This is a genomic window from Streptomyces sp. YPW6, from assembly GCF_018866325.1.
In the GTDB taxonomy this organism is placed as follows: Bacteria; Actinomycetota; Actinomycetes; order Streptomycetales; family Streptomycetaceae; genus Streptomyces.
The window spans coordinates 4935616-4949617 of record NZ_CP076457.1; the positions used below are offsets into that span (position 1 = coordinate 4935616).

Here is a 14002-nt window from a genome sequence, read left to right on the forward strand (position 1 = left end):
TGCGAACCGGGGGGCGGGTGAGATGACCACGGCAGACGTGGCCTCGCCGAGAGAGATGTCCCCCAGGGCCCACGGTCCCCGTACCGCTGCTCCATGACGAGATTCAGCTACTGGGGGTAGCAACACATGACGAAGAAGACGCGTGTTCGCGTCGCGCGGATAGCCGCGGGTGCGGTGATCGCCGCGGGTGCCTCGCTGACTGCGGCCGGTGCCGCGCAGGCACTGGAGATCGGCGTCGACTCCGGCGCCGCGGGCGTCGAGGTCCAGACGGGCCCGGTTGAGCCGAACCCCATCGGTGGAGCTGACCCGGGCGGCGCGGCGGGTGAGGCGACCACGGGCGAGGCGACGACGGGCGAGGCCACGACGGGCGAAGCTACGACGGGCGAAGCTACGACCGGCGAGGCCACGACGGGCGAGGCGACCACGGGCGAGGCGACCACGGGCGAGGCCACGACGGGCGAGGCCACGACGGGCGAGGCCACGACGGGCGAGGCCACGACGGGCGAGGCCACGACGGGCGAGGCCACGACCGGCGAGGCCACGACCGGCGAGGCGACCACGGGCGAGGCGACCACGGGCGAGGCGACCACGGGCGAGGCGACGACCGGCGAAGCGACCACGGGCGAAGCCAGCGCCTCAGGTTCGAACGGCACTTCCGGTTCGAACGGCACCACCGGCACTTCCGGTTCGAACGGCACCACCGGCGCCACCGGTTCGAACGGCACCTCCGGCTCCACCGGCACCTCGGGTGCTTCCGGCGGCGACCAGGGCGGCACCGGCACCAACGGTTCGGCCACGTCCGGCTCCACCGGCTCCACCACCGGTGGCGACGACGCCGGCTGCACCGTCGACCTCGACGGCGCCCAGTGCACCGACAACACCGACACCGACAGCGTCGGCAACACGCCGGTCGAGCAGAGCAAGGGCAAGGAAGAGCTCGCCGAGACCGGTGCCGCCGAGACGACCTTCCTGGTCGTCGGCGCCGCGACGATGATCGCGGGCGGCATCGGCTTCCGCATCCTGCCGCGCCTGGTCGGCGGCGGTCGCGCGGCCGCCTAGGCCGGGCAGCCCGGCCCGCGGCGGAGGCCGCCGCGGGCCGGGGCGGACCCTGCCGCCGCACAGAGGGCCCGTATCGGGCCCGTGAGCGGCGCTGCACGGTATGACGAAGGGCCCGGGAGGCGTACGACGCCTCCCGGGCCCTTCTGCGCGTCCGGACCGCTCAGCCGGGCGTACGCCTGCGTTCATGGAGCCCCGACGGGGCGGTGAGGGGCGGTCGCCAGGACCGCGCGGGACCGATCAGGCCGCTTGGTGCGCCAGCAGCGTGAGCGCCGTCAGCAACACCACCATCAGGGCGATCAGCGTCGCCGGGCTCATCCCGGCCAGCGGGCCCTGGCCCTGCTCCTCCAGCATCTGCTGCCGTACGGCACGGCAGACGCGGCAACGGCCCTCGCTCACGGGCGCCGCGCAGTTCGCGCACACCAGTCGGTCGTAGGTCATGCGCATTCCTCCTCCCGCGCGGCGGAGCCGCTTGCCTGCTTTCTCTCCGCACAACGCTCACGGAAACGCAACCGTTCCCCCCACCACTGTGCCAGCTCGCGGCGATTTCGGCGCGGCCCGCCGGACAAGGTCCGGCACGACCCGATTCGTACCATGGGGCGATTCGCCGCATACCACCCATTGCCGGACGCCGCATGCACGCGTGAGCCCGGTTCGCGTATGGTCACGCTCACCTACTCCCGGCCGACCGTGGTGCACCCGTGATCCGATTCGACAACGTCTCCAAGACCTACCCCAAGCAGAACCGACCGGCTCTGCGCGATGTCTCGTTGGACATCGAGAAGGGTGAGTTCGTCTTCCTGGTGGGGTCCTCCGGCTCCGGCAAGTCGACCTTCATGCGGCTGATCCTGCGCGAGGAGCGTGCCAGCACGGGCATGGTCCATGTGCTGGGCAAGGACCTCGCGCGGCTGTCCAACTGGAAGGTGCCGCAGATGCGCCGCCAGCTGGGGACGGTCTTCCAGGACTTCCGCCTGCTGCCCAACAAGACGGTCGCCGAGAACGTGGCCTTCGCGCAGGAGGTCATCGGCAAGCCGCGCGGCGAGATCCGCAAGGCCGTGCCGCAGGTCCTCGACCTCGTCGGCCTCGGCGGCAAGGAGGAGCGGATGCCCGGCGAGCTCTCCGGTGGTGAGCAGCAGCGTGTGGCCATCGCCCGCGCGTTCGTCAACCGCCCCATGCTGCTGATCGCGGACGAGCCGACCGGCAACCTCGACCCGCAGACCTCGGTGGGCATCATGAAGCTGCTGGACCGGATCAACCGGACCGGCACCACCGTGATCATGGCGACCCACGACCAGAACATCGTCGACCAGATGCGCAAGCGCGTCATCGAGCTCGAGCAGGGCCGTCTCGTACGCGACCAGGCACGCGGCGTCTACGGCTACCAGCACTGACCGAGGGGCCCCGGCCCTTCGCGCATTTCGAGCATCGAGTACTTGAAAGGACGCCATGCGCGCCCAGTTCGTCCTGTCGGAGATCGGCGTCGGTCTCCGCCGCAACCTCACGATGACCTTCGCCGTCGTGGTCTCCGTCGCCCTCTCGCTCGCCCTCTTCGGCGGCGCGCTGCTGATGCGCGAGCAGGTCAGCACGATGAAGGACTACTGGTACGACAAGGTCAACGTCTCCATCTTCCTCTGCAACAAGAACGACGCCAAGGACATGCCCAAGTGCGCCAAGGGGGCTGTCACCAAGGAGCAGAAGGCGGAGATCAAGGCCGACCTGGAGAAGATGGACGCCGTCGAGACGGTCCACTTCGAGACGGTCGACGAGGCGTACAAGCACTACCAGGAGCAGTTCGGCGACTCCCCGATGGCGGGCAACATCACGCCCGACCAGATGCAGGAGTCGTTCCGCGTGAAGCTGGACGACCCGGAGAAGTACAAGGTCGTCGCGACGGCCTTCGCCGGGCGGGACGGGGTCCAGTCCGTCCAGGACCAACGGTCCATCCTGGACAACCTCTTCGAGCTGATGAACGGCATGAACGTCGTCGCGATCTACGTGATGATCCTCATGCTCGTCATCGCGCTGATCCTGATCGTCAACACCGTGCGCGTCTCCGCGTTCAGCCGGAGACGTGAGACGGGCATCATGCGCCTCGTCGGGGCCTCCGGCTTCTACATCCAGGCCCCCTTCATCATGGAGGCCGCCGTCGCCGGTCTGATCGGCGGTGTGCTGGCCTGCGCCATGCTGCTCGGCGGCCGGTACTTCCTGATCGACGGCGGCCTCGCGCTCCAGGAGAAGCTGAACCTGATCAACTTCATCGGCTGGGACGCGGTCCTGACCAAGCTCCCGCTGGTCCTCGCGATCGGTCTGCTGATGCCCGCCGTTGCCGCTCTCTTCGCGCTGCGCAAGTACCTGAAGGTGTGACATGTGCCCCCTGGGGCGCACGGACGATCACCCGTGCGCCCCAGGGGGTCTGTCCTAGACTCGTCGCCATGTCGGGCTCCGCTCAGCTCTTCGGGCCCCGCGGTCTTCGCCGCGGGGCGGCCCTGACGTTGGTCTTCGGGTGTGCGCTCGCCACCGCCGCCGCGACCGGTTCGCTGCCGCGGGAGGCCGGTCCCGAGCCCGGTCCGCAGACCCGTGCCGTCTCCTCCACGCTCGCCCCGGTCGACCACGAGGAGATCGAGGACGCCGCCGCCGAGGCGGAAGCGGACGGGAAGTCCGTGAAGGACGCCGCCGAGGAGGTCGTCAGCCGCAGCGGGGACCGCTGGGGCGCGGTCTACGACCAGCGGGAGTACGAGGAGTTCGAGCAGGCGCTGGACGGCACCTACACCGGGGTCGGGCTCTCCGCCCGGCGCACCGGCGGCGGGGACGTCACCGTCTCCCGCGTCCAGCCCGGCGGCCCCGCCGACCGGGCCGGCATCCGCGCCGGCGACCTGCTGCGCACCCTGGACGGCCGGGCGATCGGCAAGCGCCCCGTCGCGGAGGTCGTGGCGTTACTGCGCGGCGACGGTACGGGAGCGGCCGAGGGCAGCCGGGTGCGGCTGGGGCTCGTCCGGGACGGCCGGAGCTGGACCGAGACCCTGGAGCGGGCCCGGCTGACCACCGAGCCGGTCACCGTGCGGCGGCTGGGCGACGCGCCCTCGTCGGCGGTCCTGGTCAAGGTCGCCGCCTTCACCAAGGGCGCGGGGGCCGAGGTGCGGGACGCGGTCCGCGACGCCCCCGCCGGGGCGGGGATACTCCTCGATCTGCGCGCCAACGCCGGCGGGCTCGTCGCCGAGGCCGTCGTGGCCGCCTCCGCCTTCCTGGACGGTGGGCTGGTCGCCACGTACGACGTACGCGGGGACGAGCACGCGCTGTACGCCGATCCCGGCGGGGACACGGACCGGCCGGTCGTGGTCCTGGTCGACGGCGGCACGATGAGCGCCGCCGAGCTGCTGACCGGCGCCCTCCAGGACCGGGGCCGCGCGGTCACCGTCGGCTCGCCCACCTTCGGCAAGGGCTCGGTCCAGATGCCCAGCAGGCTCCCGGGCGGTTCGGTGGCCGAGCTGACCGTCGGCCACTACCGCACCCCGGGCGGCCGCAACGTCGACGGCAAGGGCATCACCCCGGACCTCGTGGTGGGGGAGCGGGCCCAGCAGCGGGCCGAGACGGTATTGAGTGGCCTCGGGGGTGGGTCGTAGTGCGAAAATGACCGCACTATGGCGAAGGACAAAGACACCGGGCGCAAGATGATCGCGCAGAACAAGAAGGCGCGGCACGACTACACGATCCTCGACACCTACGAGTGCGGCCTCGTTCTCATGGGGACGGAGGTCAAGTCCCTCCGCATGGGACGGGCCTCCCTGGTCGACGGCTTCGTGCAGATCGACGGCCACGAGGCGTGGCTCCACAACATCCACGTCCCCGAGTACGTCCAGGGCACCTGGACCAACCATGCGGCCAAGCGGAAGCGGAAGCTGCTGCTGCACCGGGCCGAGATCGACAAGCTGGAGTCGAAGTCGCAGGAGACGGGCCACACCATCGTGCCGCTCGCGCTGTACTTCAAGGACGGCCGCGTCAAGGTCGAGATCGCGCTCGCGAAGGGAAAGAAGGAGTACGACAAGCGGCAGACGCTCCGCGAGAAGCAGGACACGCGCGAGACGAACCGCGCCATCGCGGCGGCCCGCCGGCGGCAGCGCAGCGCCTGATCACCCCGCACGGGGAATACGCTGGCATCGTCCCGCGTTGGTCACGTACGATGGGCCGTGCACCCCGACGAGGGTGCGCGTTTTGACAACACCACATGGGGATGATCGGTTTCGACAGCGGATGTCGAAGCAGGGGAAGCGAGTCGAGGAAGCGGCAATGATCTCGTAAACCATATGTCGCAAACAATAATCGCCAATTCCAAGCGCGATTCCTCCGCCTTCGCCCTCGCTGCCTAATTAGCAGCTAGCGAAGACTCTGCGGAGTGTCAGCCCGGGGGTGATCCCGACCCGGATCCTGGCATCAGCTAGGGATCTAAACTTCTCGGTCCGGCCACGGGTCCGAGAAGGAAATCAAACAGTGGCTGAGCCTGTCGGAGGCTTGTTCGCGTGACCTCCGGGGCCGAGAAAAGCGCAGCGAACTGCACTCGGAGAAGCCCTGGTTCCGCACCGTTGGACGCGGGTTCGATTCCCGCCATCTCCACAATTCCCATGTAGGCCGCCGCCCCGCGAGTTCGCTCGCGGGGCGGCGGTTTTTTCATGTCCGCCGCCACCGGTCGTACCCGAAGCCCGCGGCGGCGACGGCCAGTGCGAGGGCCGCTGCGGACAGCGGGACCGCGTAGCCGGGGACCGTCCCCGCGTGCTCGACCAGTCGGCCGCCCGCCGCCGCCCCGGCAGCCACCCCGCCCAGCAGCGCGGTCACCGAGAGCGTCATGCCCTCGTTCAGCTGCTCCGGGCGGGTCGCCCGCTGGACCAGCGTCATGCCCGTGACCATGGTCGGCGCGGTCGCCGCCCCCGCCAGCAGCAGGCACAGCGCCAGGACCGGCAGGGTGGCCGACGCGGTGGCGGCCAGCAGCGGCAGGGACATCAGGGCCGTCATCGCGGCCAGGCACAGCAGCAACCGGAGACGGACGTTGCGGGCCGGGCGCAGCGAGCCGTAGAGCAGGCCCGCCACGCACGAGCCCGCCGCCTGGAGTGCCAGGATCGCGCCCCCGGCATGCGCGATGGAGACCACCTCCAGCGCCCCGAACACCGCCCCCGTGGCGAGGAAGACCGCCAGCAGCGCGGGCATCCCGGGGGCGCGCAGCGGGGAGGCCACCGTCTTCGTGCGCGGGGTGACGGGCGGTTCCGTGGCGCGCTGGGCGGCGAAGATCAGGACGCCGGTCATCAGGAGCGCCGCCCCGGCCAGCGTGCCCGCCTCCGGGAACAGCGCCCCGCAGAGCGTCGCGGCCAGCACCGGGCCCAGCATGAAGCACAGCTCGTCGGCGGCCTGCTCGAAGGAGTTCGCGGTGTGCAGCGCCGCCGGATCGCCCCGGTGCAGATGCGCCCAGCGGGCCCGTGACATCCCGCCGGTGTTCGGGGTCGTCGCGGTCGCGGCGTACGCGGCGAACAGGGTCCAGGCCGGGGCGTCGTGGTGCACGCACAGCACCAGGGCCAGCGACCCCAGCACGGCGAGCGCGGTGGCGGGCACGGCGACGCGTGCCTGCCCGAAGCGGTCCACGAGCCGGGCGGTGAACGGCGCGACCACCGCCGTCGCGGCCAGGCCGGTCGCGGTGACGGCCCCGGCCAGGGCGTACGAGCCCCGGGACCCGGCGATCATGATGACCGCGCTGACGCTGAGCATCCCCATCGGCAGCCGGGCGATCAGATTGCCCGCCGTGAAGGCACGGGCCCCGGGGGCCGCCAGCAGCCGGAGGTACGGATGCGACGGCGGACGCGTCCGCCGGGTCCCGGCGTCCGTCGGCGCGGAGCGCGGGGCCGCGACCAACTGGCCGCCGGAGGTGGTGAGCAGGGCCGTGGACGGGGGAGCGGGGGCCCGGACGGGCCGGGGCGCGGCCACGGGCCGGGCCCCCGGACCGGGCCGGGTGGACCGCCCCGGTCCGGGGGCCGGTCCCGCCGGGAGGGCGGGATCCGTCAGGACGTGCGGGGCGGACCGGGGCGGGGTCTCCGGGCGGGCGGCAGGGGATATCGGCATACGGACCAGGCTCGCCGCGCCCCGCCGCCCGGGTCCAACACCTGATCCGTACCGATTCACGCGGTCCTGTTGTGAATCAGGCCCCGCCCGGTAGATTCGCGGCGTGCCTCCTCCCGACACCGATCCCCGGCTGCTGCGCGCCTTCCTCGCCGTCGCCGACGAACTGCACTTCACCCGGGCCGCCGCCCGGCTCTTCGTCGCCCAGCAGGCGCTGAGCCGGGACGTCCGCCGACTGGAACGCGAGCTGGGCGCCGAGCTGTTCGTCCGGACCACCCGGCAGGTCACGCTCACCCCGGACGGCGAACGCCTGCTGCCGTACGCCCGCCGGGTCCTCGACGCGCACGCCGAGCTCGCCGGGGCCTTCAGCGGCGCGCCCGCCCGGCCGCTGCTCGTGGACCTGAACAGCGACGGGGCGACCGCCGCCCGGGTGCTGGCGCGCGCCCGTGAACTGGTGCCCGCGTGCGAGCTGATGGCCCGCTTCGAGTCGGGGCTCACCTGGGCCGCCGCCGAGATCCTGGCCGGCCGGCTCGACGTCTCCTTCGGCCGGGCCGCCGGACTGGCCCCCGCCGTGCGCGCCGGGCTTTCCCTGCACCCGGTGCGGTACGAGCCGATGGCCCTGATGCTGCCCCTGGCCCATCCCCTCGCCGAGCGCGAGACCGTCGCCCTGGCCGAGCTGTCCGGCGAGACCGTCTACGCGGGGGCCGGCAACGAGCGGACACGGGAGTGGACCGACCTCGCCGCGTCGCTCTTCGCCGAGTGGGACATCGTGCTGGCCCCGCCCGTCCCCCTCGCCGTGGGTGTGGCCGAATTTCAACGGGTCATGGAGAAGGGTGGGCACCCCGTACTGGCGGTCGTCGACTTCCCGCCGATGCCCGGGACCGTCCTGCGCCCGCTCGTCGACCCGATTCCGCTTTCGCCGGTTTCGCTGGTCTGGCGGAAGGGGCTGCGGCACCCCGGCGTGGACGCGCTGCGCAACGCTACTGACCAGTTGGCCCTAGCGGAGGGGTGGCTGCTGCGACCGTCCGGATCCTGGCTGCCCGCGTCCGATCTGTCACTGATGCGAAACCGTTCCTGATCAACTCCGTTCAGGAGCCCTTGGGCGTCAACATCGTGCGCTACATTCATCGTCCGGGTGCATGGACGCCGGGTTCGTGGACGGGTGGGGGCCCAGTCCGACAGTAAAGAACCAGTCAAAATGAGTGCGCCTGATTCATTGAGTTGGGGGATGGGCTGCACCTGTGGACAACTGGCGCGAAGGCACGAGGACCGGGCACACGCACGAGCCCAACGACGCGACGATCCAACTCGACGGACTCGGCCGTCAGCTCGCCGAGCTGCCCGGCGAACCCGCTCCGCCGGACGGCTCCGACGGCCCCGTCTTCGTCGACGAGAGCGGTCGCCGCAGCAAGACCTTCCGACGCCTCGGCTGGGTCCTGGCCACGGTCTGCGCCGGCTACGCCGTGACGCTGGTCTTCGCCGTCCTCGGCGGCAACTCCAGCGCCCCCTGGCTGCCCCTGTCCGGACCCGAGGAGAAGGCGCGGGCGGAGCAGGTCGACGACCTCCCCGAGCCCAGCGCCGGCACCGAGGACGACGACCCGGCCGACGACGCCCCCGAGCCGGGGCCCGGCGCCTCCGGCTCCCCGGTGGTCGTCGAGTCCGGCGCGCCCGTGGCCGCCACCCCCTCGGCCACCTCCGTGATCGTGCCCGCCGGTTCGGCGGACCGCCCCTCGGCGTCCGCCTCCGCGGCCCCGTCCCGTACCGCAGGCAGCGGTGGCAGCGGTGGCAGCAGCGGCGGAGCCACGAAGCCGGCCCCCACCACCTCGACCGCCAAACCGCCGGCCGACCCCACGCCGCCCCCCGAGCCGGAGCCGGCCGACCCGACGACCCCGCCCGCCGAGGACCCCGAACAGCCGGTGCAGGAAGAGAGCGCCCCGTAGATGAACTTCCCCGCCACGCGGGGCAGGAACGGCAGGAAGAGGACGGCGTCACGCGGCCGGAGCCGGCTCAGGCTCCCCATGCGCTACCTCCTGCCGACGACGCTTCTCGTCGCCCTGCTCGCGATGCTGATGCTGCGCGGATACGTGCACAGCGAGATCCTCGCCGACCACCGGGTCCGTGACGCCGCCCGCCAGAACCACGTTCCGGAGAAGGTCCTGGACGGCGGGCCCGTGATCGACATCCGCTCCGGTCACGCGAAGACCCTGCGCATACCCGACCGCCGGATCGTCCTCACCTTCGACGACGGGCCCGACCCGGTGTGGACGCCGAAGGTGCTCGACAAGCTGAAGGAGTACGACGCCCACGGCGTCTTCTTCGTCACCGGCAACATGGCCGCCCGCCACCCGGACCTGGTCCGGCGGATGGTGGAGGAGGGCCACGAGCTCGGGCTGCACACCTTCAACCACCCCGACCTCTCCTACCAGTCCACCGGGCGCATCGACTGGGAGCTGTCGCAGAACCAGCTGGCACTGGCGGGCGCGGCGGGCGTCCGCACCTCGCTCTTCCGGCCGCCCTACTCCTCCTTCTCCGACGCCATGGACAACAAGTCCTGGCCGGTCACGGAGTACATCGGCAGCCGCGGCTACCTCACCGTCGTCAACGACACCGACAGTGAGGACTGGAAGCGCCCCGGGGTCCGCGCCATCGTCGAGCGGGCCACGCCCAAGGGCCACAAGGGCGCGATCATCCTGATGCACGACTCCGGTGGCGACCGCTCGCAGACCGTGGCCGCCCTCGACACCCTGCTGCCCGACCTCACGGAGCGCGGCTACACCTTCACCCGCCTCACCACGGCCCTGGACGCCCCCAGCGCGCACACCCCGGTCACCGGGTTCGCCCTGTGGAAGGGCAAGGCGTTCGTCCTGGCCGTCGCCGTCTCCGAGCGGATCACCGGCGTCCTGGTCGTCGGCCTCGCCGCCATCGGCGCCCTGGTGCTGGCCCGCTTCGGCCTGATGCTGCTGCTCTCCTTCCTGCACGCCCGCAAGGTCCGCCGCAGGGACTTCAGCTGGGGCGAACCCCTCGCCCGTCCGGTCTCCGTCCTGGTCCCCGCGTACAACGAACGCGAGTGCATCGAGGCGACCGTGCGCTCCCTGGTCGCCAGCGACCACCCGATCGAGATCATCGTCATCGACGACGGCTCCACGGACGGCACCGCCGACCTCGTCGAGGCCATGCGGCTGCCCCGCGTCCGGGTCGTCCGCCAGCGGAACGCGGGCAAACCCGCCGCCCTCAACAACGGCATCCGGAACGCCCGCTACGACATCGTCGTGATGATGGACGGCGACACCGTCTTCGAACCGTCCACCGTCCGCGAACTGGTCCAGCCCTTCGCCGACCCCCGGGTCGGAGCCGTCGCGGGCAACGCCAAGGTCGGCAACCGCGACTCCCTCATCGGCGCCTGGCAGCACATCGAGTACGTGATGGGCTTCAACCTGGACCGCCGTATGTACGACATGCTCGGCTGCATGCCCACCATCCCCGGCGCGGTCGGGGCGTTCCGCCGCGAGGCCCTGGAACGGGTCGGCGGGATGAGCGAGGACACCCTCGCCGAGGACACCGACATCACCATGGCCCTGCACCGGGACGGCTGGCGCGTCGTCTACGCGGAGAACGCCCGCGCCTGGACCGAGGCCCCGGAATCCGTGCAGCAGCTCTGGTCGCAGCGCTACCGGTGGAGCTACGGCACCATGCAGGCCATCTGGAAGCACCGGCGGGCCGTCGTCGAACGCGGCCCCTCGGGCCGCTTCGGGCGGGTCGGTCTGCCGTTCGTCTCCCTGTTCATGGTCGTCGCCCCGCTGCTCGCACCGCTCATCGACGTGTTCCTGCTGTACGGGCTCGTCTTCGGCCCGACCGGCAAGACGGTGGCCGCGTGGTTCGGCGTCCTGGTCGTCCAGGCCGTCTGCGCCGCGTACGCCTTCCGGCTGGACAAGGAACGCATGACGCACCTCCTCTCGCTGCCGCTCCAGCAGATCCTCTACCGCCAGCTCATGTACGTCGTGCTGCTCCAGTCCTGGATCACCGCGCTCACCGGCGGCCGGCTGCGCTGGCAGAAGCTGCGCCGCACCGGCGCGGTGGAGGCTCCCGGAGCCGTCTCCGCCCAGCGGCGCGGGACCGGGTCCGTCCCCGAGAGGAGGCCCGTCGGATGAGCGCCGCCACCGTGCCCGCCGGCACCCCCGCGGCGCCCGCCGCGACGGGCAGGCCCGGCCGGGACCGCTATCTCGACCTGCTCCGGACGATCGCCCTGGTCCGCGTGGTGATCTACCACATCTTCGGCTGGGCCTGGCTGACCATCGTCTTCCCCTCCATGGGCGTGATGTTCGCCCTGGCCGGCTCGCTGATGGCCCGGTCGCTGGCCCGCCCCGCCGCCGGGGTCATCCGGGGCCGCATCCGCCGCCTGCTGCCGCCCATGTGGGTGTTCTCGCTCATCGCCGTACCGATGATGTTCGCGCTCAGCTGGCGGCCGGTGAAGGAGGAGGGCCTGTGGTGGTTCGTCAAGCTGGCCTGGTACGTCTTCCCGGTCGGCGCACCCCCCTTCCCCTGGTCCAGCGGTGACAAGGCCGGGCTGCTGGAGGACACCTGGGCGGTCCAGGCGGCCGGCCCGCTCTGGTACATCCGCGCCTACCTCTGGTTCGTCCTCGCCTCGCCCCTGCTGCTCCGGGCGTTCCGGAAGCTGCCCTGGGTGACGCTGCTCGCCCCGCTCGGCCTGACCGCCGTGATCGGCACCGGCCTGGTGACGATCCCGGGCGAGACCGGCAACGCGCTCAGCGACTTCGCGGTGTTCGGCTCCTGCTGGATCCTCGGCTTCGCCCACCACGACGGCCTGTTCAAGGACGTGCCGCGCTACCTCGCCGTCTCGGTGGCGTCGATCGTCATGGGCTTCGGGCTCTGGTGGGCCTCGGGGCACCTCACCGCGGACGGCTGGGACCTCAACGACATCCCGATGGCCCAGGCCGCCTGGTCGCTCGGCTTCTGCGTGATCCTGCTCCAGTACGCCCCGTCCTGGCAGGAGCTCCCCGGCCGGCTGGCCCGCTTCGACCGCCTGGTCACGCTCGCCAACAACCGGGCCGTGACGATCTACCTCTGGCACAACCTGCTGATCCTGGCGACGATACCGCTGCTCGACCTCCTCTGGGAGATCCCGTACGTGGACGCACACCTGGGATCGACGGTCGAGGCCGGGTACACCCTGCTGATGACCCTGCTCATCTGGCCGCTGATCGCACTCGTGATCGTCGCCGTGGGCTGGGTGGAGGACGTCGCGGCCAAGCGCCGGCCCCGCCTCTGGCCGGACGGCAGGCGGTAGGACCCGTCGGTCCCTCCCGTTCCCGCCCCGGTGACGGGAGGGCAGGGGCGGGCGGGCACCGCATCTCACCGGGCCGCTCCCGGCCCGGTGAGAGCAAGGTTGCGCACCGGTCACCTCGCGGCACCGCACCGAAACGCGGGCTCCCTAGCGTCGGGAACAACACCCCGACCCCCTGTGGAGGCGCGTGATGGTAGGCCGCTGGATCGAGACCTGGGAGCCGGAGGACGAGACGTTCTGGCGGGAGAAGGGCGAACGCACCGCCCGCCGCAACCTCTGGTTCTCCGTGCTCTCCGAGCACATCGGATTCTCCATCTGGACCCTGTGGTCGGTGATGGTCCTGTTCATGGGACCGGAGTACGGCATCGACCCGGCCGGGAAGTTCTTCCTCATCTCGACCGCCACCCTCGTCGGCGCACTGGTCCGGGTGCCGTACACCTTCGCCGTCGCCCGCTTCGGCGGCCGCAACTGGACGGTCTTCAGCGCGGTGAGCCTGCTCGTCCCGACCCTGGCCGCGTTCTGGGTGATGGAACCCGGAACGTCGTACGGCACATTCGTGGCGGTCGCGGCGCTCACCGGGATCGGCGGCGGCAACTTCGCCTCGTCGATGACCAACATCAACGCCTTCTTCCCGCTGCGCGAGAAGGGCTGGGCGCTCGGCCTCAACGCGGGCGGCGGCAACATCGGCGTACCCGTCGTCCAGCTCGTCGGTCTGCTCGTCATCGGCACCCTGGGCGCCTCGCACCCCCGGATCGTCCTCGGCGTCTACGTGCCGCTGATCGTCCTGGCCGCCGTCTGCGCCGCCCTGTACATGGACAATCTGCGGCCCGTGAAGAACGACACCGGCGCCGCGCTGGAGGCCGTGCGCGACCCGCACACCTGGATCATGTCGATCCTCTACATCGGCACCTTCGGCTCGTTCATCGGCTACAGCTTCGCCTTCGGCCTGGTGCTCCAGACCCAGTTCGGCCGCACCCCGCTCCAGGCCGCCTCGCTCACCTTCGTCGGCCCGCTGCTGGGCTCCCTGGTCCGGCCCGTCGGCGGCCGGCTCGCCGACCGGTACGGCGGCGCGCGCATCACCCTGGCCACCTTCGTCGCGATGGCCGCCGCCACCGGCGTCGTCATCCACGCCTCCGGGACCGCCTCGCTGCCGCTCTTCCTCACCGGCTTCACCGCCCTGTTCGTCCTGACGGGTCTCGGCAACGGCTCGACGTACAAGATGATCCCCGGCATCTTCCACACCAAGGCGCTGGCCCGGGGCCTGGAGAGCGAGGCGGCCGCCGCCCGCGGACGGCGGCTCTCCGGCGCGGCCATGGGCCTCATCGGGGCCGTCGGCGCCCTCGGCGGCCTGGCGATCAACCTCGCCTTCCGCCAGTCCTTCCAGACCTCGGGCACCGGAACAGCGGCCTTCTGGTCCTTCCTCGCCTTCTACGGGGTGTGCTCCGCGCTCACCTGGGCGGTATACCTTCGCCGCCCGGCACCGGCGCCCGCCCGGGCCCAGCTCGGTTACGCGGAGGTGTAGAAACGGCGCGGTCCGGCGTCGTGCGC

General features: G+C 71.6%; 12 protein-coding genes and 1 other RNA gene. 11 read left to right on the forward strand and 2 right to left on the reverse strand.

Features of this window, described 5'->3' with window-relative positions:
- Window positions 1–126: 126 nt before the first annotated feature.
- The gene (locus tag KME66_RS21815) at window positions 127–1059 is read left to right on the forward strand and encodes a hypothetical protein (RefSeq protein ID WP_216325021.1); all 933 of its coding nucleotides are present in this window, start codon (window positions 127–129) and stop codon (window positions 1057–1059) included.
- Between the two features lie 237 nt (window positions 1060–1296).
- Here the strand turns inward: KME66_RS21815 and KME66_RS21820 are convergent, their stop codons facing one another.
- Window positions 1297–1497, reverse strand: a complete 201-nt coding sequence (locus KME66_RS21820; protein WP_216325024.1) for a hypothetical protein — start codon at window positions 1495–1497, stop codon at window positions 1297–1299.
- Window positions 1498–1757: 260 nt separating this feature from the next.
- Between KME66_RS21820 and ftsE the strand changes: the two genes are divergently transcribed.
- The 5 genes from ftsE to ssrA all read left to right on the forward strand — a co-directional run bounded on the left by ftsE (window position 1758) and on the right by ssrA (window position 5667).
- Window positions 1758–2447, forward strand: a complete 690-nt coding sequence (ftsE, locus tag KME66_RS21825; protein WP_073215782.1) for a cell division ATP-binding protein FtsE — start codon at window positions 1758–1760, stop codon at window positions 2445–2447.
- A gap of 55 nt (window positions 2448–2502) precedes the next feature.
- Window positions 2503–3420, forward strand: coding sequence for a permease-like cell division protein FtsX (gene ftsX / locus KME66_RS21830; protein ID WP_073215785.1), 918 nt, complete (start codon window positions 2503–2505; stop codon window positions 3418–3420).
- Window positions 3421–3488: 68 nt separating this feature from the next.
- Window positions 3489–4676 (forward strand): S41 family peptidase, encoded by a 1188-nt coding sequence (locus tag KME66_RS21835; RefSeq protein ID WP_216325027.1) that lies wholly within the window; start codon window positions 3489–3491, stop codon window positions 4674–4676.
- An 18-nt stretch (window positions 4677–4694) separates the two neighbouring features.
- Window positions 4695–5183, forward strand: coding sequence for an SsrA-binding protein SmpB (gene smpB, locus KME66_RS21840; protein ID WP_073215791.1), 489 nt, complete (start codon window positions 4695–4697; stop codon window positions 5181–5183).
- Between the two features lie 97 nt (window positions 5184–5280).
- Window positions 5281–5667, forward strand: a transfer-messenger RNA (tmRNA) gene (gene ssrA, locus KME66_RS21845).
- 51 nt (window positions 5668–5718) lie between these two features.
- Here the strand turns inward: ssrA and KME66_RS21850 are convergent.
- Window positions 5719–7155: an MFS transporter gene (locus KME66_RS21850; protein ID WP_253208438.1), complete on the reverse strand. Its 1437-nt coding sequence runs from the start codon at window positions 7153–7155 to the stop codon at window positions 5719–5721.
- Window positions 7156–7258: 103 nt separating this feature from the next.
- On the opposite strand from KME66_RS21850, the gene KME66_RS21855 reads away from it, so the two are divergent.
- From KME66_RS21855 to KME66_RS21875, 5 genes are all read left to right on the forward strand, one after another.
- The gene (locus KME66_RS21855; RefSeq protein ID WP_073215794.1) at window positions 7259–8230 is read left to right on the forward strand and encodes a LysR family transcriptional regulator; all 972 of its coding nucleotides are present in this window, start codon (window positions 7259–7261) and stop codon (window positions 8228–8230) included.
- Between the two features lie 163 nt (window positions 8231–8393).
- Complete coding sequence (locus KME66_RS21860) at window positions 8394–9092, forward strand: hypothetical protein (RefSeq protein ID WP_216325030.1); 699 nt, start codon at window positions 8394–8396, stop codon at window positions 9090–9092.
- Window positions 9093–11300 (forward strand): glycosyltransferase, encoded by a 2208-nt coding sequence (locus KME66_RS21865; protein WP_216325033.1) that lies wholly within the window; start codon window positions 9093–9095, stop codon window positions 11298–11300. It begins immediately after the preceding gene.
- Entirely contained in the window at window positions 11297–12457 is a 1161-nt protein-coding gene (locus KME66_RS21870) for an acyltransferase (RefSeq protein ID WP_216325036.1), read from the forward strand. Before KME66_RS21865 ends, KME66_RS21870 begins: the two co-directional genes overlap by 4 nt.
- Before the next feature lie 187 nt (window positions 12458–12644).
- A complete protein-coding gene (locus KME66_RS21875; protein ID WP_216325052.1) occupies window positions 12645–13976 on the forward strand; it encodes a NarK/NasA family nitrate transporter in 1332 nt (443 codons plus the stop codon).
- The last annotated feature ends 26 nt before the right edge of the window (window positions 13977–14002 follow it).

Excerpts from the sequence above, each read along its gene's own strand:
- smpB (WP_073215791.1), top strand. The coding sequence starts at position 4,695 with ATGGCGAAGGACAAAGACACCGGGCGCAAGATGATCGCGCAGAACAAG.
- KME66_RS21870 (WP_216325036.1), top strand. The coding sequence starts at position 11,297 with ATGAGCGCCGCCACCGTGCCCGCCGGCACCCCCGCGGCGCCCGCCGCG.
- ftsX (WP_073215785.1), top strand. The coding sequence starts at position 2,503 with ATGCGCGCCCAGTTCGTCCTGTCGGAGATCGGCGTCGGTCTCCGCCGC.
- KME66_RS21875 (WP_216325052.1), top strand. The coding sequence starts at position 12,645 with ATGGTAGGCCGCTGGATCGAGACCTGGGAGCCGGAGGACGAGACGTTC.
- KME66_RS21850 (WP_253208438.1), bottom strand. The coding sequence starts at position 7,155 with ATGCCGATATCCCCTGCCGCCCGCCCGGAGACCCCGCCCCGGTCCGCC.
- KME66_RS21815 (WP_216325021.1), top strand. The coding sequence starts at position 127 with ATGACGAAGAAGACGCGTGTTCGCGTCGCGCGGATAGCCGCGGGTGCG.
- KME66_RS21835 (WP_216325027.1), top strand. The coding sequence starts at position 3,489 with ATGTCGGGCTCCGCTCAGCTCTTCGGGCCCCGCGGTCTTCGCCGCGGG.
- KME66_RS21865 (WP_216325033.1), top strand. The coding sequence starts at position 9,093 with ATGAACTTCCCCGCCACGCGGGGCAGGAACGGCAGGAAGAGGACGGCG.
- KME66_RS21820 (WP_216325024.1), bottom strand. The coding sequence starts at position 1,497 with ATGACCTACGACCGACTGGTGTGCGCGAACTGCGCGGCGCCCGTGAGC.